This window comes from Flavobacterium sp. (assembly GCF_032153895.1).
Lineage (GTDB): Bacteria > Bacteroidota > Bacteroidia > Flavobacteriales > Flavobacteriaceae > Flavobacterium.
In genome coordinates, this window is sequence record NZ_JALDYN010000004.1 from 39,490 (window position 1) to 58,420 (window position 18,931).

The window sequence follows — 18,931 nt, forward strand, 5'->3', positions numbered from 1 at the left end:
AATCACTTAAAAACATTAAATCATGACAAGAGTTATCACAGCATTAGTATTATTCATCTGCGGATTAGCTTTCGCACAAGCTCCATCAAAATATGAACAAGGAATGGAGAAAGCCTTAAAATTATGGGGCGAAAACAAACCAGCAGAAGCAACAGCCATTTTCGAGCGCATCGCTTCAGTAGAAAAAACAAATTGGTTACCGAATTATTATGTGGCTTTAGTAAACACAATTGAGACGTTTAAATCGGAAGACAAATCGAAAAACCCGGCGTATTTGGAAAAAGCGCAATTAGCTTTGAATGATGCAACGGCAATCAGTCCAAACAATCCGGAATTAATGGTAGCACAGGCATTAATTTACACCGCTTGGATTGTACAAGATCCGATGACTAATGGAATGAAGTATTCTTCGAAAGCTATGGAGCAGTATTACAAAGCACAGGCGATTGCTCCGGAAAATCCGCGAGTTGTATTTTCTAAAGCAGAATTTGAAATCGGTGGCGCTAAATATTGGGGAACCGATACTAAGCCAATGTGTAAAGAAATCGAGCGTTCTATCGAACTTTTTGCTAAATTTAAACCAGAAACGCCGTTTCACCCGAATTGGGGATTAGACAGAGCTAAAGAAGTTTTGGCTACTTGCGGTAAATAACTTGTAATCATCAAAAAACAATATACAAATGGAAACTCAAAATCAAAATAAAAACAAAATTGCAGGAGCTATTTTCGTAGGATGTATGTTTATAGGTATGGGAATAGGAATGTTTTTCGATAAAATGACAGTAGGTGTTTTGGTAGGAATGGGAGTCGGTTTTTTATCTTCTGCGATTGCTAAAGCCAAATTATAAATAAGGTTTAATGAATATTTTTCTGCGACATTTTCTACGTTCCATAGCTTTAGGATTAGGAATTTTCATCGTACTGTTGTTTTTACAATGGATTTCCGGACGCAACATTCAATGGGATAAAGACTTACTGCTTAACTTTCAGTACACACAATTGTATACGATGGGCTTGTACTTGGCAAACGCATTTTTGTTCATTTTTTTAGACAAAGTATTCGTAGAAAACCGATTCTCTATTAAAAGAATTGCCATCAGTTTTTTTCTGTCGCTGTTTCTAACGGTTGCCGTAATGTTTTTGTTGGGGTTTTTCCAAAAAGTAATTGTAAATGCCAAATCGATAGATGAGTTTTTAGCCGAAGAATACGCCGCAAATTATATTGTTCCGGTTGTGATTACTATCATTATCAGTTTGTTCATTCACGCGGTTTATTTTTATCGTTCGTATCAGGAAAATAGAGTTAAGGAACAGAAAATCATCGCAGGAACGGCATCGGCTAAATTTGAAAGTTTAAAAAATCAGATTGATCCACATTTTCTATTCAACAGTTTAAATGTACTAAGTTCTTTGATTGAAGAAAATCCGGAAAGCGCGCAAAAATTCACATCATCATTATCCAAAATTTACCGCTACGTTTTAGAACAGCGCGATAAAGAATTGGTAAGTATTGAAGAAGAACTGAATTTCGCCAAAACCTACATGAACCTATTGAAGATGCGTTTCGAGAACAGTATTTTCTACGAATTGCCTGAAAAAGTGAACAATCCGGAAGCGAAAGTAGTTCCGTTGTCGTTGCAGTTGTTGTTGGAAAATACCGTGAAACACAACGTAGTCAGTGAAAAGAAACCGCTTAAAATTCGAATTTTTGAACAGGGAAATTCCTTATTGGTTCAAAACGATTTACAGAAAAAAGAAGTGTTGAAAGACAGACAAGGCGTCGGATTACAAAACATCGTCAGTCGTTACGCGATTCTCACAGACCGAAAAGTGAAAATTACACAAACCGAAAAAGAATTTACGGTGGAATTGCCACTATTAACCAAACAAGTTGTCACCATGCAAACAGCATACGATTATAAAGAAGAAACGGCTTATTACAAAGCCAAAAAGAAAGTGGAAGCCATTCGCGGGTTTTACGGCAGCTTGTTGTCGTACTGCGTAGTAATTCCTGTACTGATATTTATTAATCTGAAATTTTCATCCAAATTCCAATGGTTTTGGTTCCCGATGCTGGGTTGGGGAATGGGCTTGATTTTTCACGCTTTCGGAGTTTTCGGATTAGGGTCTAACTGGGAAGAAAGAAAGATCAAACAAATCATGGACGAAGGTTCCAAAAAACAAAATTGGCAATAACATGGAAACGAAATATACCGAGCGCGAGCAATATGAAATTGCCAAAAAACGCGTCAAAGAAATAAAAGAATTTTACAGTCATTTGCTGTCGTATGTGGTAGTGAATCTGTTTTTAATGGCGATTAATTTACTGACTTCACCAGAACATTTATGGTTTTTCTGGCCAATGTTAGGTTGGGGAATTGGGGTGACAGTTCACGCAATTAGTGTGTTTAATTTAATGCCTTTTTTAGGTGAAGACTGGGAACAGCGTAAAATGAAAGAGTTCATGGAAGAAGAAGAACGTCGTAAAAATCAATGGAAATAATCATGGAACAGTACAATAACAATTTCGACGAACGCTATGAGGATGCTCAAAAGCGTGTTAAAAAAATAAAAGGATTTTACACGCATTTGCTAGCGTATGTTGGCGTGAATATCATGATTGTTTTTCTGAATATCAGTAATTTGAAACCGGGTGAAAGTTATTTTCAGTTTGAGAACTTTTTTACGGCTTTCTTTTGGGGATTAGGACTTCTGGCGCACGGACTGAGCGTTTTCGGTCATCACCTGATTTTTGGAAAAAAATGGGAAGAGAAGAAGATTAAAGAGTTCATGGAAAAAGAACGTCAACAGCACGATAAGTGGGAGTAAGTAAAAGTCAGAATTAGAAGCATTTAAAATGAATATCATCATCATCGAAGACGAAAAACCAGCTGCTCGTTTGTTGCAGCGTAAAGTTGAAAAATTAGGGTTGACTGTAAACACCATGCTGCATTCGGTTGAAGATGCCTTAGAGTGGTTTCAGCACAATTCCCACCCGGATTTGATTTTTCTCGATATTCAATTATCTGACGGTTTGTCGTTTGAAATTTTCGAACAGATTGACATTAAAAGTGCAGTGATTTTTACTACGGCGTATGATGAATATGCGTTACGCGCCTTCAAACTGAACAGTATCGATTATCTTTTAAAACCGATTGACGAAGACGATTTGGAAGTTGCCGTCAACAAATTCAAAGCCCGAAATCAGCCGCAGAATCTTTCGTTGGATTTTGAAACGATTAAAAAGATGCTCGTCAATCCGATTGATAAAAGTTACAAAAAACGCTTCACGGTTAAAATAGGACAACAATTAAAACTGATTAATGTGGAAGATGTCGAATGTTTCTATAGTGAAAACAAAGGAACATATCTTCACACTTTGGACAATCGCAATTATCTGTTAGACGGAACTTTAGAGCAACTCGAAACCGAACTCGATCCGAAGGATTTTTACCGCATCAACCGTAAATTCATTGTACCGATGAAAGCGATTAAGGAAATCCAATTACACAGTAATTCGCGGTTAAAAGTTATGCTTCCAACCTATTCCGATGACGAGGTTGTTGTCGCCCGCGAGCGCGTGAACGATTTTAAAGAGTGGATTGGTTAGTAAACAGTTCTTTTTTCTCCCGTTCTCCAATTTGCTGACGCCACATCGCGAAGTACAAACCTTTTTTCTCTAATAATTCCGCGTGGGTTCCTTGTTCGGAAATTCTACCTTTTTCGAGTACAATAATGGTGTCGGCGTGCATGATTGTGGAAAGACGATGCGCAATCAGAATCGTCATTTGCTGTTTGTTGGCAGAAATCTCTTTGACTGTTTCCGTGATTTGTTCTTCGGTTAAAGAATCTAAAGCGGAAGTGGCTTCGTCAAAAATCAATAATCTCGGATTTCTAAGCAAAGCTCTCGCAATTGAAAGTCGTTGTTTTTCTCCACCCGATAATTTTTTACCGTTCTCTCCCAAAATCGTATCGAGTCCGTTTTCAGTATTGTTGAGAATGTTTAGTGCCGACGCTTTTTTAATCGCTTCCATCATTTCTTCTTCCGTGGCATCAGGTTTTACAAACAGAAGATTTTCGCGAATCGTTCCGGAAAATAATTGAGTGTCTTGCGTTACAAAGCCTAATTGTCGTCGGATTCGGTTATAACGCAATTCGTTGATAGAAATGCCGTCGTACAAAATATCACCTTCCACCGGACGGTACAAACCAACCAGCAATTTCACCAAAGTCGATTTTCCCGAACCTGATGGACCAACAAACGCAATCGTATCGCCTAATTTGGCTTTAAAGGAAATGTTCTGAATGGCATTCTGGGAAGCATTCTTATGTCGGAAAACCACATTGTCAAAATGTAAATGTTCAATTTCACCAACTTCGACAGGCTCTTCCGGACTGAATTCTGGTTTTTTCTGCATCAGTTCGTTGAAGAGTTGTAGCGCGGTTTCTGCTTCCCGATACGAAAGGATGATGCCGCTCAATTCTTGTAATGGCGCAATAATTCCGGTTGATATGAATTGCATCGAAATCAATTCTCCTGCTGAAAGGACGTTTCTGAAAATTAGCCACAATAACACAAAAAGTATCGATTGTTTTAAAATGGTTAAGACACTGCCTTGTAAAAAAGATAAGGTGCGCATCCGTTTGACCTTTTCCATTTCCAAATCGTAAATTTCCTGTGTATGAACGCGAAGGCGCCGAATTTCAGGATAGGTTAGTCCTAAACTTTTGACCAATTCGATGTTGCGTAAACTTTCGGTGATGGTTCCGCTCATTTGTCGGTTTTGCCGAATTAAGGAACGTTGCAAAGTTTTGATGGAACGACTCAAAATACTGGTGAGTCCGCCCAAAAGCACTACACCAATTAAAAACACTGGAATCAATGCCCAATGTTTGGTAACCGCATACCACATTAAAAATCCAATACCAACAATTGTAGAAAAAAGAACGTTGATGAACGAAGAAAGGAACTTTTCAATGTCGCTTCTCACTTTTTGGAGAATGGATAGAATTTCACCGCTGCTTTGATCTTCAAATTCCTGATAGGGAAGTCTGAGCGTTTGTCGTAAGCCATCGTTAAAAATCTGCATTCCGAATTTTTGAACAATCATTCGTAATACATAATCTTTAAAGGAAGAAACCAAACGGGAAGCCAAAGCAATTCCAACGGCTAAAGCAAGCAGTTTTAAAGCGCCGGAAACCAATTCATCCTGATTATGATGCTTCGGATTTAAAGCGTAATCATCAATAAGTTTTCCAAAAATAATCGGATCGTAAAGTGATAGTATCTGCGCAATTCCAGCGAGTGATAACGCTAAAATAACCCACCATTGGTAAGGTTTGAGGTATTTCCAGAGTAAATTCATGCAATAGCTGATTTACTCAAATTTAAGCAAATCTTTTTAGTTTTTCTTCGCTTCCAAAATCAGGTAAAACTGTACACCAAATAAAATCGAAGCTAAAACCAAGTGAATTGTCTGGCTTCCGAACGGAAAGTGAAGATAATACATCGCAATTCCGGAAAGTATTTCGGCAAATAGCAGTAACATCACCCAATTGATTTTATTGAAACCTAATCCTAAACGTTTGTTTCTAAGATATAAGAAGAAGTTGGCGAATAAAACGATAAAAGAAAAGGTTCTGTGGAAGTAAAAACTCAATTCCGGCTTGCTTAGCCAAAGCGTTTCGTTTCCGATGCCGGATTTTACCTGTTCGTCTACAAACTGACGTACTTGTGTTCCTAAAACGACTTGAATCAACGTAAAAAGTAAGGAAACCCAAAGAATATTTCGGAACATAGCGTTGAAAATTTTGGTTTCTTCAATCGGTTTGGCTAGTCGGATGATGTATAAAATCACAGCCACAATCACTAATGCCATTACCATGTGAATCGTAATCTTCACCGGATTTAAAACACTGTAAACCACAGTAGCGCCCAGCCAAGCCTGAAAGCCCATCATGAAAACCACTAACCAAGAAAGCAGCGTGATTTTTTTGTCTTTTTTCCATTGTCCGAAAGATGCGATTGCCATAGCAAAACAAGCCATTCCAGCCAAAGCGCCAAACAAACGGTTGATGTATTCCACCCAAGTGTGCGTCGGATTGAAAACTGCATAATCGTGTTTGGTATATTTTTCCCAATGCGAAGCATCATATTCGTTTCCGGAAGTGAAAGTCTCTTTGGCAACCCACAAACTTTCATTCTTAATAATAACCTGACCTTTTTTGAATTCGTGATTTTCGCTCCATGTTAACTCTTTAACATCCGTTGGCGGAATATAGTAACCGAAACATCTCGGCCAATCCGGACAACCCATACCAGAACCGGTCATGCGCACCAAAGCACCTGCAATGATTACGAAATACACTAAAACTAAAGCGGTTTTGGCAATTTTATTGAAGTTCATGGTTTGAGGTTTTATAGGTACAAATGTCTATGGTTTTCTTTAACTAGAATATGATAAATGTTAGGTGGTTCTTTTTAAACCCATTTTTTCCGCTTTCATTAATACAAAATCGTAAGCGGCCTGATATTCATTTGGAATTTCACCTTCTAAAATCGCTTCTTTTACGGCTTCTTTCAAAACACCAATTTCACGTGATGGTTTCAGGTTGAAAATTTCCATGATTTCTTCACCGGAAATTGGCGGCTGAAACACACGAACTCGGTCGCGTTCTTCCACTTCGACAATTTTCTCTCGTACGATTTTGAAATTGTTATGGTATTTCTGGAATTTCTTTGGATTTTTTGTAGTGATATCGGCTTCACACAAAGTCATCAGGCTTTCCACATCTTCTCCGGCATCAAATACTAAACGACGTACTGCTGAATCGGTTACAATATCCTGTGCCAAAACAATCGGTCGGGAGCTCATCATCACCATTTTCTGGACGAATTTCAGTTTTTGGTTTAACGGCATGTGCAGTCGTGTGAAGATTTTCTTCGCCATTTTTCCACCTAAAAACTCGTGTCCGTGAAAGGTCCAACCTTGCTTTTTGTTATATTTTTTGGTTGGCGCTTTACCGATGTCGTGTAATAAAGCAGACCAGCGTAACCATACGTCATCTGTATTCGGACAAATGTTGTCGACTACTTCCAACGTATGATAAAAGTTGTTTTTGTGCGTGTGGCCTTCCACTTCTTCCACATTGTTCAATGCGGTAAGTTCAGGTAAAATAATGTCTAACAATCCGGTTTTGTACAGCAATAAAAAGCCGACTGAAGGTTGTTCCGACATTAAAATTTTGTTCAGTTCGTCAACAATGCGTTCGCCAGTAATAATGTTGATGCGCTCTTTGTTACGGGAAATAGCTTCTAACGATTCGGCTTCGATTTCAAAATGCAATTGAGAAGCAAAACGAATCGCGCGCATCATGCGTAATGGATCGTCAGAATAGGTAATATCAGGATTTAACGGAGTTCGGATAATTTTACTTTCCATGTCCAGCAATCCGTTGAAAGGATCGACTAAATCTCCGAAATTCTTTTCGTTCAAAGAAAGTGCTAAGGCATTAATCGTGAAGTCACGACGGTTTTGATCGTCTTCCAGAGTGCCGTTTTCCACCACCGGATTACGACTTTCAAACTGGTAGCTTTCTTTTCGGGCGCCAACAAATTCAATATCAATATCCTGATAGCGTAGCATGGCTGTTCCGTAGGTTTTGAAAACCTGAACTTTGGGTTTATGCGGTAGTAATTCAGATACTTTTAAAGCCAATTCAATGCCACTGCCCACGGCAACAATATCAATATCTTTTTTGTGATTGCGTTGTAAAATTAAATCGCGTACAAAACCGCCAATAACGTAGCTTTCCACGTTGAGTTCTTTGGCTGCTTTAGTAATGATTTTGAATATTTTATCTTCTAAATGTGATTTGTAATTCATTTTGGAAGTTTAATCTATTTGCGGATAATTTTTACCTGACTGTCAGACGTTAATTTGATGATCGTCGAAGGTTTGTCGCAAATTTTATCGTGGTGCAAATTTACCACATAGTCTACACCTTTTAAAATTTCGGGACTGATTTCTTTAAAGGATTTTGGTGTTGGCTCTCCAGATATATTTGCTGAAGTGGAAACTAATGGCTTTTTCATTCGCTCCATCAACTTGAAACAGAAGGGTTCATTTACCAAACGTACGCCTAAAGTTTTGTCATCTGCAATTACGTTTTCAGCTACATTTCTAGGGTTGTCGAGAATTAATGTGGTTGGCTTTTCGGATAAATCCAAAATCTGCCAAGCAACTTCAGGAATGTCTTTGAAAACGGTGTACATCATGCGGTCGGAGTTCATCAACACAATCATGCTTTTGCTTTCTTCGCGTTGTTTTAAAGCATAGATTTTTTTTACGGCTTCAGGATTGGTGGCATCACAGCCAATTCCCCAAACCGTATCGGTAGGATAAAGAATGATGCCGCCATTTTTGATGACTTCGTAGGCGTTATGAACTTCGGTATTCATGATGAAAATTATTATACATTTGTAAAAAAACAAAATTACATTAAATTCAATAACAATTGTTGTTACTTGTTTTGGTAATAAAATTTAAGCCATGCGTGTCCTTTATTTTTTTCCGGATAATCCTTTAATTTTGAATCAAGGTAATAATGCCAGAGCTTTAGCGGTTTTGAATTATTTTAAAGAGCGTAGAATTTCTCTTGATTTTGTTGCTGAGCGTTCAGAGACAATGAATGATGATGCAGTACATATCATGAAAGAAAAGGGATTAATCCAGAACGGATTTTTGCTCGACAGGTTGAGTATAAAAAAAAACAGGTTTAAATATTTGTTATTGCATTCAATCCCAAGAAAATTCTTGGGCGGTGTAAGAGATTTTGACCGAACCAAATATAAGCAGAAAGAGGCTTTTAGAAAGATTTGCGAATCGAATGAGTATGATTATATAATTATTTCCTACGCCTGCTGGGCACCTCTGCTGGATTGTTTACCGAAGAAAAGTAAAACAAAATATATTATCGATACTCATGATTTTCTTACTTCACAATTTAAAAACTCTAAAAGATTTAGATTGGGGAAATACTTCGAGGAAGAAATCAGAATGTTGAATAAATTTGACCGGGTTTGGGTAATTTCAAATGATGAGAAATATTTGTTTTCTCAGTTTTTGTCAAAAGAAATTGATTTGATTCCGCATAGTTTGCCAAATAATTCAAGTTTGAATGTGCAAGAAAAATCGACTGATATTTTGTATGTTGCCAGTGATAACATCCACAATAAAAAATCAGCAGATTGGTTTTTCAGTAATGTTTATCCACTATTGGAAAAAGATTATAGTATTACAGTGGTAGGAAGCATAAATAATCATATTCCTGATTTCGATAATATTACTAAGGTTACTTATGCTGAAGATTTGACCAAAATTTACAGTGAATCCAGAATCACGGTTTGTCCGATGCTTTCCGGTACTGGTTTGAAGATAAAAGTTGTTGAATCGTTATCGTTTGGTCTTCCGGTTGTATGTACTGAAAAAGGAGTTGATGGTTTGCCCAATAAGACAAATAATGGTTGCCTAATTGCGGATGATGTATCGGTTTTTGCATCTTATGTAAGTAAATTATTGGAAGATAATCAGTTTTATCAGGAGCAAGCAGGTGAGGCAAAATCTTTTTTTAATGCATTTTTTGACATAGAAACGAGTTATAAAAAACTTGATACTATTTTTAAATACAAAGACAAATGAAAAAACTTACGATAGAGTTGCGAAAATTTTGGTTCAGAATGTTTGACAAGAAGCAATATCATGACTATAAAGTATCGCTTAAAGAGCAGAAATATTTGGATAGATTTAATGTAAGCCTCAAAAATGAATACAATAAAATCTGGAAAGCTGTTGAAAATGAAGAAGAGTTGAACTTTAAACATTCTGGTCATTTGGGGGATATTTTATATGCCCTTCCTGTGATTAAAGAACTTTCGAAAAATAAAAAATGTAATTTGTACCTGCATACGAATCAATCGGAAGGTGGGAATTATTATAAACATCCTTCCGGAAATATAATGCTGTCCAATCGTTCGGCGCAGATGCTTTTGCCTTTGTTGGAATCACAATCATATTTGAATAAGGTTGCAGTCTATAATGACGAAGCAATTCATGTAAACCTGGATTTGTTCAGAAAATTGCCTATTTCACACAGTTTTCATTCTGAAAGATGGTATTTTCATTTAACAGGAGTTCATGCAAACATGTCTGATTGGTATTTAAATGTCACTCCACACGATACTATCAAAAATAAAATTGTTGTTGTACGTACCTTCAGATCCCGAAATCCATTTGTTGATTACAGTTTTTTAAATTCTTACAAGGAAGTATTGTTTTTAGGAACAAAAGATGAGTATGAAGATTTTAGTAAAAATGTACCGAACAGCGAATTTTATGATGTAAAGGATTTTCTTGAGATGGCCAGAATCATTAAATCGTCACGATTTGTAATTGCCAATCAAACGTTTGCTTATGCTATTGCCGAAGGTTTGAAGCATCCACGATTGTTAGAGGCAAATCCTGATATTCCTGTGGTGTTTCCAATTGGTAACACTTTAGGTTTTGATTTTTATTTCCAGGAGCATTTTGAAAAGCTAGTCCAAAAAATGGATGAAATTTGTCCTAAATAAGCGTTTTTATTTTCTGTTTCGTTTTCAGGGAATCGCTTAATGAGGCACCTTTGAGTAATACTTTGAATAGTGGCCAATATTTAGGTTTGAAAATGCTTTTAAAGAAATATTGAATCTGAAGATAATGCAGTAAAATAAAATGCCAAATTACCCCATAGTGTTTTCGGATGATATACAGGAAAGAGATTTTGAGTTCGGTTTTAATTAAAATTGAACTCGGAGTGCTTACTCCATGATAATGAATGAATTGTGCCTCAGGAATGAGAAAAGCTTTTTTACCTATTGCAAGTAAACGCTTGCACAAGTCTGTCTCTTCAAAATAAAGAAAAATATTGGTGTCAAAACCGCCAACTTCGTTGAAATCTGCTGTACGTACCATCATAAAGCTGCCAGAAACAAATTGTGCTTGTTGAGGTTTCTCGTAATGTTTTTTTCGATTTGGATATTTAACAGGATTGCTTTTTTCAAGAAAATTTCTTCCTAAAAATTCTTTTGCCGGAGAAGCAAAATGATCGATAGTTGGAAGTAACGTCATATCTTCTTTAAAACACAATGGTCCGCAAATTCCAAATTCGGGATTGTTTTTCATCGCGTTTAAAAGAATAGAGATACTATCATTAAGTAATATGGAATCATTGTTGATAAAAGCCAAATAATCTGCATTTGCATACTGTACACCGTGCATATTTCCACCGCCGAAACCGGTATTTATTTTGCTTCTTACTAATGTTAAATTTGGATTGTTAAGCGTTTTACAGAATTCATATAGTTTACTGTAGTCTTCACTTTCGGATGCATTATCAACAACCACAATTTGATAAGAAAGTTCAGTTTTAGTTTTTTCAATGATTTTTTGAATACAGCCAATTGTAAATTCAGCCGAATTATAATTAATCAGAATTGCTGCAACTTCATATTTCTTTAATTCCGTCATAGATATTGGTTTATGCCTTTGTCAATAGTGGTGATTTTTTTTTCGGTAGTTTCTTTCTCAATCAAATTATTGATTTCAATATGGCTTTTCGACTGTTCTTTATGGTAAATATGGTATGCCAAACCTGCAAATTTTAATCGTTTGCCATGAATACCGATATTGTGCAAACGCTGAATCATTTCTGAATCATCAATTCCCCAACCGACCAAATTTTCGTTAAATCCATTTACTTTGATGAAATCTTCTCTCCAAAAAGACATATTGCATCCTCTTAATTTTTCAGAACGCTCATGGTGGGTTTTAGAAAAATTCATCAGAAAAGGGAAGTATAATGTTCTCCCTCTTTTTTTTATTCCCTCTGAAAAATAGTTAAAATGGATGATTTTATTTTTGAAAATTTTATCTAAAATATTAGCTTGAATATTTACGCGTGAACCAAACAGGTAAAAACCTTTTTGCGCATAGGTTAAATGATCTTTTACGAAGTCTTTATGCATGATGATATCACCATCAATTTCAACGATATAGTCGTATTTTGCTTTTGCAATTGCCTTATTCATTATTTTAGGCTTCTGATTGCCGTTATCTTCATGCCAAATATGAATTAGCGGAACCGGAAAATTCTTCTGGAATTTTTCAATCAGCTGCCTTGTTTCTTCTCTGGAACCATCATCGGCTATAATCACTTCATTAGGTAAAACAGATTGCTTTAAAATACTCAAAAGTAAAAGTTCTAATGCCTGAGGCCAATTGTACGTAGGAGTAACTAAGGAACAAGTAGGAAGGTTTTTCATAATCAGGGAATTATCGTCAAAATTAACTGAAAATTATGAGCGAAACAATAATGAAGGTTTAATCAATTTTTCGGTACATCATCCATAATTGCAAATAACGTTTGAATACCGAAAATGCATGTACATACGCTAAGATGAATCCTTCTTTTCCGTCCAAAAAACCTAATCGATACAAATATTGCCACAAAAAACGATATTTAGGACGAATGAAAAAATGATAAGCGTTTGGTCTTTTATTTTTTAAATAAAGTGTTTCAGCCTGCAGTTTACTATATAAATTCAACTTGTTGTTATAGTTGTCAAAACTTCTGTAACTGTAATGGTTAACACGTTCTTTTAAGTAGCCTACTTTTCCGTTTGCTGAAACTGTTTCGTGAACCAATCCGTTGTACTTACAATAGTTTTTGTTGAAAACTCTAATGGCTTTATCTGATTGCCAACCACCGTATTTTATAAGTTTCCCTAAAAAATAAAAATTTCTTTTTACAAAAAAAGCTACATAATCCGTTCCAGAATTTATTACAGAAAGCAGTTCTTCTTCAAGTTTTGGAGTGACAATTTCATCTAAATCAAAAAACACAATCCACTCATTTTTGGCTTGAGAAATAGCGTAATTTCTTTGATTTGAAAAATTATCAAAAGTGCGTTGTAAAACTTTAACACCAAGACTTTCAGCAATTTCAATGGTTTTGTCTGAGCTGAATGAATCAACAAAAATAATTTCATCCGCAAAAGACAAACTTTCCACAAAGCGGGTTACGTTTTCTTCTTCATTTAAAGTAATGGCTAAAGCGGTAATCTTTGGTTTCAAATTATTTTGGCTTCTATTGGTATGCTATACCGACAAAAATAATAAATTTACGGACATTTACTACTATAAAATAAGGAAATGGCTAGATTACCAATTTTAATGTATCATAACGTATCTGAAGCGAAAACCAATAGTCATGGTTTGACAATTTCCAAAGAGCTTTTGGAGCGTCATTTTCAATATCTTTCAGAGAACAATTTCACAACTTTTCATTTGGGAGAGTTGGAGGGTTTGAACAAAATTCCCCAAAAGAGTATTGTGATTACGTTTGATGATGTAACCGTTAATCAGCAAATGGCAGTAGAATTATTGCAGAAATATAATTTGAAGGCTACTTTTTTCATTCCTTTTGCTTACGTTGGAAAAACTGACGAATGGAATCAGGGAAAAGAGCCAATAATGACCTATGACCAATTAAGAAATTTACCTGAAAATATTGAGTTAGGACTCCATTCGTATTCGCATCCAAAATATTCTGATTTGTCTGAAGCTGAAATTGTTAATGATTTTCAGAAATGTTTTGAAGTAATAGAAGGAAATGGTTTAAATGTGCATTATTCGCTAGCATATCCTTATGGGAATTATCCCAAAAAAGAACCACTAAAAAGTCAGTTTCAGAAGTTGCTGATACAAAATGGAATTAAGATGGGATTACGAATTGGTAATGGTATAAATGTTTTTCCATTTAAAAATCCATATGAAATCAAACGGATTGATATCAAAGGTGAAGATAATCTTTTGCGTTTCAGAATTAAACTTCGCTTTGGGAAATTGAAATTATTTTAAGCCTTTCTGTATCAGAATCATTTTAGCATAACGAGAAAAAACCCCATAAGCATTTACACTAGCCAAAGCTAATCCGGGAACTCCATCCATAAAGCCTCGTTTCAAAATATAAGAGGAAAAGAAACGATATAATGGTTTGAAAAACAAATGTAAATAAGTAGCTTTTTTTCCTTTTTTTACTGATGTATTGGCCTGAAACCAAGCGTAAGAATCTTTTTTCTGCAGCAAATGAAACAAACCTTTGTAGGTGTAATGAATCATGAAATTTTTTAATTGTCCGATTGATCCGTTAACGTTTAGTTTTTCATGGACATCTCCAGAAAAATGAATGTTATTGTTTTTGACCAAACGAGTTACACGATCTACTTTATGATATAAAAAGCGATTCATGTAAAAATGTGGAAAACGGATTTTATATCCAGCATGCTTCGGATTTCGGATTACCGATAAAATTTCGAATTGTAACTTTTGGGTGACGCGTTCATCAGCATCGAGAAATAAAATCCAGTTTCCTTTTGCTGACGAGATAGCATGGTTCTTTTGACTCGAAAAATTGTCGAATTTTCGTTGTAAAACAGTACAATTTAGGCTTTTGACTTTCTCATAAGTACCGTCATTGCTGAAAGAGTCAATTACAATGATTTCATCAGCAAAAGCTACCGATTTAATAGCATCTTCAATATAATCTATTTCGTTATATGTGGGGATAATTACGGAAAGCGTACTCATTATTTCAATTTAGTAAAAACAAATTTAACAAAATTAGGTTACCTTTGCAGCATTATGCAAAAGAATATTTCTGTTGTTATCAGTACGTATAATTCTCCTGAATGGCTTAAAAAAGTAATTTGGGGTTATAATACGCAAACCTACCGCAACTTCGAAATGGTAATAGCCGATGATGGTTCTCGTCAAGAAACTTTTGATTTAATTGACGAGTTAAAAAAAGAAGTTTTCTATCCGATTATTCACGTTTGGCATGAAGACAATGGTTTCCAAAAGTCCCAAATTCTGAACAAGGCAATTTTAGCATGTACGACAGATTACATTATGATGTCTGATGGCGATTGTATTCCGCGTCCGGATTTTGTGGAACAGCATATTAAATTCCGTGAAGAGGGCTATTTTCTTTCGGGAGGTTATCATAAGTTGCCAATGGATTTGTCCAAGAGTATTACTAAAGAAGATATTTATTCCGATAAGTGTTTCGATGTGAAGTGGTTGAAAACGAATGGGATGAAAGCTTCCTTCAAAAATCATAAGGTTGATGCGATTGGTCTAAAAAGCTGGTTTTTAAACTTGTTTACACCGACCACGCCAAGTTGGAACGGTCATAATGCATCTGGGTGGAAGAAAGATATAATTGGCATCAATGGTTTTGACGAGCGCATGCAATACGGCGGTCAGGATCGGGAGTTAGGGGAACGTTTAGTAAATTACGGTATTGTACCCAAGCAAATCCGTTATAGTACAACATGTTTGCATTTGGATCATCCGCGAGGATATGCAACTCCGGAGTCTATCAATAAGAATCTGAATATTCGTAAAGAAACCAAAGAGCAAAAGAGAAAATGGACGGATTTTGGTATTGTAAAAAAATAAAAAGCAACTCATATGAGTTGCTTTTTTTATAAGTTGTTTTTTAAAAATTTGTCAAGTTCGGGAAGAATCAGTTCAGGGGTTAGCTGTTTGTAAAGCTCATCCGGATTGGCTTCTATTTTTTTGCGTTCTTCAAACGTAAAACTGTCAAACAAATTTGGCTTCATTTCCAATAAATGTACAGAATGATGAAACTTTCCGTCTTCAAAACTTGCCCAGTGGTCTTTGTTCACGTAAGGCGAAAAAATAGTAAATGTAGGCTTGTTCAAGGCTTTTGCAATATGAACCGTTCCGCCTTCATTAGAAACCAAAGCATCACACTGGTGCATTAATTTGATAAAATCGCGAATACTTGGTGCGTAAATATCCAAAATGATGTTTTCCTTCTTTTGGCACATTTCGTAAATTTTCATAGCTTCTTCCTTCTGATGTGGTGCATAATTGAATAAGATGTTTACATCATAATGATTAGCAATGAAATCACACATTTCGGCCACATATTCGTAAGGCATGGATTTTTGTGGTGTACTTCCTAAAACACCCAGTACGATTACTTTTTTATTGGCATACTTTCCCAACCAATCTTCTTTTTTTTCAGCTTCGGATAAGAAGATTCTTGGTTCATAATCAATAGGTTCGAAATTGCCAGTTTGGTTTAAAAGATGGATTCGGTCTTCGATTGCTTTTCCACAGATTTTGGTTTTCTCTTTGGAGATTTCCACCGGATTGGTGTAATAACCCCAGTTTCCGAATTTCTTGCGGCTTTTGTGTCCGACGGTTTGTTTTGCTCCCGAAAATTTACAGATTAAACGGCTTTGCGTTTTGGAATACGGATCGAAAATCACATCATATTTCTCTTTTCTGATTTGACGGATTAGTTTTAAAAGTACCGGAATTTTTTTCAGTTCTTTGTCGTTGATCGAGATGATTTTATCAATATTCGAATTGTTTATAATTACCCCGTGTGTAAAATCGTAAGCGAGGAAATGTACTTCACTGTCCGGATATTTTGCCTTAAAATTGTTGGCAATTACCGAACTGATTAAAACATCGCCAATTCGTTTGTTCTGGATGATTAAAATCTTCTTCATACAACTAATTCTTGGTGCAAAGTACTATTTTTTATACTTTTAAACCAAAATATTCTACAGTACGGTGCGAATTATCACTCATTCGAAATATAAAGGAAAGGAAAAGGCTCTGCTTCAGTTGGTTGCTTCTTTTTTTAATGAAGGAAATCTGATTGTAAAAGGTTCTCGTAATACCATCAAATCGAATGTTTTCGAGAATGAGAAAGTTAATATTAAGTATTTTAAGAAACCCGGAATAGTAAAATCAATTATTTATTCTTTTTTCAGAAGTACTAAAGCCAAGCGTTCGTTCGATTACGCAAATTATCTTTTGGAACATAATATTCCAACGCCATTTCCGATTGCTTATATGGAAGAGCGCAGTGGTTCAGGGTTATTGGGAGATAGTTATTATGTAAGCCAGCAAATTGATTATGATTTTACCATTCGGGAGTTAATTCACAATCCGTTGTTTCCGGAGCGCAATATCATTTTAGAGCAATTCACGGAGTTTACCTTCAAAATGCATGAAGCGAATGTGAATTTCTTAGATCATTCACCAGGTAACACATTAATAATCAAAAAAGGTGAGGGACAATATGATTTCTATCTGATTGATTTGAACCGCATGAAGTTTGAAAATCTTTCCATTGAAGCAAGAATGGACAACTTTAAGAAGATGTGGCTTTCCAAAACCATGGTAAAAGTAATTGCCAAAAAATATGCGGAACTAAGTGGCGATTCAGAAGCAAAACTCCATAAAATCCTTTTAGAGAAAACGAAAGGTTTCAAACGAAATATCACTAAAAAGAAGTGGTTGAAACGCAAACTGAAACGTAAATAAAAAGAAAAACTCCAAATTGAGAAATTTGGAGTTTTTTTATCTGTAAAACTTGTGACTAAACTATACTGCTACATCATATTCACGTAGTGCATTGTTTAAAGACGTTTTTAAATCTGTTGAAGGTTTGCGTTTTCCAATGATTAAAGCACAAGGCACCTGATACTCTCCCGCTGCAAATTTCTTAGTATAACTTCCCGGAATTACTACAGAACGCGCCGGAACCACACCTTTCATTTCAATAGGTGTATCACCGGTTACATCAATAATTTTTGTGGATGCGGTCAAACAAACGTTAGCCCCTAAAACCGCTTCAGTTTCAACGCGAACACCTTCTACCACAATGCAACGCGAGCCAATAAATGCACCATCCTCAATGATAACAGGAGCGGCTTGCAAAGGTTCTAAAACGCCACCGATTCCAACACCGCCACTTAAGTGAACGTTTTTACCAATTTGAGCACAACTTCCAACGGTTGCCCAAGTGTCAACCATAGTTCCTTCATCAACATAAGCGCCAATGTTTACATAACTCGGCATCAAAATTACTCCACTTGAAATATAAGCTCCGTGACGCGCTACGGCATTTGGAACCACACGAATTCCTTTTTCAGCATAATTACGTTTTAATGGCATTTTATCGTGGTATTCAAAAATTCCCGCCTCTAAGGTTTCCATTTTCTGAATAGGGAAATACATTACTACGGCTTTCTTTACCCATTCGTTTACTTGCCAGCCATTTTCAACGGGTTCAGCAACACGTAATTTTCCTGAATCCAAAAGTTCAATAACTTCTCTAATAGCTTTTGTTGTGTTTTCTTCCTGTAACAAGGCGCGGTTTTCCCAAGCCTGCTCTATGATTGTCTGTAATGCTTCCATGTTGTATTATTTATGATGCAAATATATGTATTGTAGCTATGATGTGCCAAAATATTTGATTTTTCATTTTACGAAATTGAAGGAAGTGGATCCGGAGAGAAACAAATAGCTTAAATTTGTCAAAAAAAGAAATGCCGAGAATTCTAGCAATTGATTACGGACTCAAAAGAACCGGAATCGCCGTAACTGATGAAATGCAGATTATTGCGTCTGGTTTAACTACTATTCCATCTGAAACCGTTTTGTCTTTTCTAACCGATTATTTCAATAAAGAAAAAGTAGGAAAAGTATTGATTGGTGAGCCCAAACAAATGAATGGACAGCCTTCAGAAAGCACTCCGATTATTGAAGCTTTTGTGGATAAATTCAAGCAAACTTTTCCTGAAATGACATTGGAACGTGTCGATGAACGTTTCACTTCTAAAATGGCTTTTCAAACGATGATTGATAGCGGTATGAAAAAGAAACAACGTCAAAATAAAGCGCTAATTGATGAGATTTCGGCAACAATTATGCTTCAGGATTATTTATCTAAAAAAATCTTCTAAAATTCCTTTAAGAATTCTTAAAAATGAATTAAGCACTGC

The 18,931-nt window shown here is 35.8% G+C and carries 22 protein-coding genes; 12 read left to right on the forward strand and 10 right to left on the reverse strand.

Features of this window, described 5'->3' with window-relative positions:
- Positions 1-22: 22 nt before the first annotated feature.
- The 6 genes from RUH60_RS02940 to RUH60_RS02965 are packed head-to-tail and all read left to right on the forward strand — an operon-like array spanning position 23 to position 3,610.
- Positions 23-652 carry a hypothetical protein gene (locus tag RUH60_RS02940; RefSeq protein ID WP_313805166.1) on the forward strand — a complete coding sequence of 210 codons (630 nt, stop codon included), beginning with the start codon at positions 23-25 and terminating at the stop codon, positions 650-652.
- Positions 653-680: 28 nt separating this feature from the next.
- Positions 681-848: a hypothetical protein gene (locus tag RUH60_RS02945; protein ID WP_313805169.1), complete on the forward strand. Its 168-nt coding sequence runs from the start codon at positions 681-683 to the stop codon at positions 846-848.
- A gap of 10 nt (positions 849-858) precedes the next feature.
- Positions 859-2,196, forward strand: a complete 1,338-nt coding sequence (locus tag RUH60_RS02950) for a histidine kinase (RefSeq protein ID WP_313805172.1) — start codon at positions 859-861, stop codon at positions 2,194-2,196.
- Between the two features lies 1 nt (position 2,197).
- The gene (locus tag RUH60_RS02955) at positions 2,198-2,503 is read left to right on the forward strand and encodes a 2TM domain-containing protein (protein WP_313805174.1); all 306 of its coding nucleotides are present in this window, start codon (positions 2,198-2,200) and stop codon (positions 2,501-2,503) included.
- A gap of 2 nt (positions 2,504-2,505) precedes the next feature.
- Positions 2,506-2,829 (forward strand): 2TM domain-containing protein, encoded by a 324-nt coding sequence (locus tag RUH60_RS02960; RefSeq protein WP_313805177.1) that lies wholly within the window; start codon positions 2,506-2,508, stop codon positions 2,827-2,829.
- A 28-nt stretch (positions 2,830-2,857) separates the two neighbouring features.
- The gene (locus tag RUH60_RS02965) at positions 2,858-3,610 is read left to right on the forward strand and encodes a LytTR family DNA-binding domain-containing protein (RefSeq protein ID WP_313805179.1); all 753 of its coding nucleotides are present in this window, start codon (positions 2,858-2,860) and stop codon (positions 3,608-3,610) included.
- On the opposite strand, the gene RUH60_RS02970 is transcribed toward RUH60_RS02965, so the two are convergent.
- Genes RUH60_RS02970 through RUH60_RS02985 form a run of 4 tightly spaced genes read right to left on the reverse strand, consistent with a single transcriptional unit; the run spans position 3,591 to position 8,461 of the window.
- The gene (locus tag RUH60_RS02970) at positions 3,591-5,366 is read right to left on the reverse strand and encodes an ABC transporter ATP-binding protein (RefSeq protein WP_313805184.1); all 1,776 of its coding nucleotides are present in this window, start codon (positions 5,364-5,366) and stop codon (positions 3,591-3,593) included. The two genes, RUH60_RS02965 and RUH60_RS02970, sit on opposite strands and share 20 nt — an antisense overlap.
- Positions 5,367-5,402: 36 nt before the next feature.
- The gene (locus RUH60_RS02975; RefSeq protein WP_313805187.1) at positions 5,403-6,407 is read right to left on the reverse strand and encodes a COX15/CtaA family protein; all 1,005 of its coding nucleotides are present in this window, start codon (positions 6,405-6,407) and stop codon (positions 5,403-5,405) included.
- A 60-nt stretch (positions 6,408-6,467) separates the two neighbouring features.
- Positions 6,468-7,886, reverse strand: coding sequence for an HD domain-containing protein (locus RUH60_RS02980; RefSeq protein ID WP_313805190.1), 1,419 nt, complete (start codon positions 7,884-7,886; stop codon positions 6,468-6,470).
- 14 nt (positions 7,887-7,900) lie between these two features.
- Positions 7,901-8,461: an L-threonylcarbamoyladenylate synthase gene (locus tag RUH60_RS02985; protein WP_313805193.1), complete on the reverse strand. Its 561-nt coding sequence runs from the start codon at positions 8,459-8,461 to the stop codon at positions 7,901-7,903.
- Between the two features lie 166 nt (positions 8,462-8,627).
- Here RUH60_RS02985 and RUH60_RS02990 point away from each other — a divergent pair, with 166 nt between their 5' ends.
- Together RUH60_RS02990 and RUH60_RS02995 are read left to right on the forward strand one after the other, a co-directional pair.
- Complete coding sequence (locus RUH60_RS02990; RefSeq protein WP_313805196.1) at positions 8,628-9,701, forward strand: glycosyltransferase; 1,074 nt, start codon at positions 8,628-8,630, stop codon at positions 9,699-9,701.
- Complete coding sequence (locus RUH60_RS02995) at positions 9,698-10,630, forward strand: hypothetical protein (RefSeq protein ID WP_313805199.1); 933 nt, start codon at positions 9,698-9,700, stop codon at positions 10,628-10,630. Before RUH60_RS02990 ends, RUH60_RS02995 begins: the two co-directional genes overlap by 4 nt.
- On the opposite strand, the gene RUH60_RS03000 is transcribed toward RUH60_RS02995, so the two are convergent.
- The 3 genes from RUH60_RS03000 to RUH60_RS03010 are packed head-to-tail and all read right to left on the reverse strand — an operon-like array spanning position 10,623 to position 13,169.
- Positions 10,623-11,564, reverse strand: coding sequence for a glycosyltransferase family 2 protein (locus tag RUH60_RS03000; protein WP_313805202.1), 942 nt, complete (start codon positions 11,562-11,564; stop codon positions 10,623-10,625). The genes RUH60_RS02995 and RUH60_RS03000 overlap by 8 nt on opposite strands.
- Positions 11,561-12,358: a glycosyltransferase family 2 protein gene (locus RUH60_RS03005; RefSeq protein ID WP_313805205.1), complete on the reverse strand. Its 798-nt coding sequence runs from the start codon at positions 12,356-12,358 to the stop codon at positions 11,561-11,563. Before RUH60_RS03005 ends, RUH60_RS03000 begins: the two co-directional genes overlap by 4 nt.
- A 58-nt stretch (positions 12,359-12,416) precedes the next feature.
- On the reverse strand, positions 12,417-13,169 hold the full coding sequence (locus RUH60_RS03010) for a glycosyltransferase family 2 protein (RefSeq protein ID WP_313805208.1): 753 nt from the start codon (positions 13,167-13,169) through the stop codon (positions 12,417-12,419).
- A gap of 78 nt (positions 13,170-13,247) precedes the next feature.
- Between RUH60_RS03010 and RUH60_RS03015 the strand changes: the two genes are divergently transcribed.
- The gene (locus tag RUH60_RS03015; RefSeq protein ID WP_313805211.1) at positions 13,248-13,955 is read left to right on the forward strand and encodes a polysaccharide deacetylase family protein; all 708 of its coding nucleotides are present in this window, start codon (positions 13,248-13,250) and stop codon (positions 13,953-13,955) included.
- Here the strand turns inward: RUH60_RS03015 and RUH60_RS03020 are convergent.
- On the reverse strand, positions 13,947-14,684 hold the full coding sequence (locus RUH60_RS03020; RefSeq protein ID WP_313805214.1) for a glycosyltransferase family 2 protein: 738 nt from the start codon (positions 14,682-14,684) through the stop codon (positions 13,947-13,949). The two genes, RUH60_RS03015 and RUH60_RS03020, sit on opposite strands and share 9 nt — an antisense overlap.
- Before the next feature lie 54 nt (positions 14,685-14,738).
- Here RUH60_RS03020 and RUH60_RS03025 point away from each other — a divergent pair, with 54 nt between their 5' ends.
- Positions 14,739-15,557, forward strand: a complete 819-nt coding sequence (locus RUH60_RS03025; protein WP_313805217.1) for a glycosyltransferase family 2 protein — start codon at positions 14,739-14,741, stop codon at positions 15,555-15,557.
- 26 nt (positions 15,558-15,583) lie between these two features.
- Here the strand turns inward: RUH60_RS03025 and RUH60_RS03030 are convergent, their stop codons facing one another.
- On the reverse strand, positions 15,584-16,645 hold the full coding sequence (locus tag RUH60_RS03030; protein ID WP_313805220.1) for a glycosyltransferase family 9 protein: 1,062 nt from the start codon (positions 16,643-16,645) through the stop codon (positions 15,584-15,586).
- Between the two features lie 64 nt (positions 16,646-16,709).
- Between RUH60_RS03030 and RUH60_RS03035 the strand changes: the two genes are divergently transcribed.
- Positions 16,710-17,468 carry a lipopolysaccharide kinase InaA family protein gene (locus tag RUH60_RS03035; protein ID WP_313805223.1) on the forward strand — a complete coding sequence of 253 codons (759 nt, stop codon included), beginning with the start codon at positions 16,710-16,712 and terminating at the stop codon, positions 17,466-17,468.
- Between the two features lie 60 nt (positions 17,469-17,528).
- Here RUH60_RS03035 and RUH60_RS03040 read toward each other — a convergent pair whose 3' ends face one another.
- A complete protein-coding gene (locus RUH60_RS03040) occupies positions 17,529-18,344 on the reverse strand; it encodes a 2,3,4,5-tetrahydropyridine-2,6-dicarboxylate N-succinyltransferase (protein ID WP_313805226.1) in 816 nt (271 codons plus the stop codon).
- Positions 18,345-18,475: 131 nt separating this feature from the next.
- Here RUH60_RS03040 and ruvX point away from each other — a divergent pair, with 131 nt between their 5' ends.
- A complete protein-coding gene (gene ruvX / locus RUH60_RS03045; protein ID WP_313805389.1) occupies positions 18,476-18,892 on the forward strand; it encodes a Holliday junction resolvase RuvX in 417 nt (138 codons plus the stop codon).
- Positions 18,893-18,931: the final 39 nt, after the last annotated feature.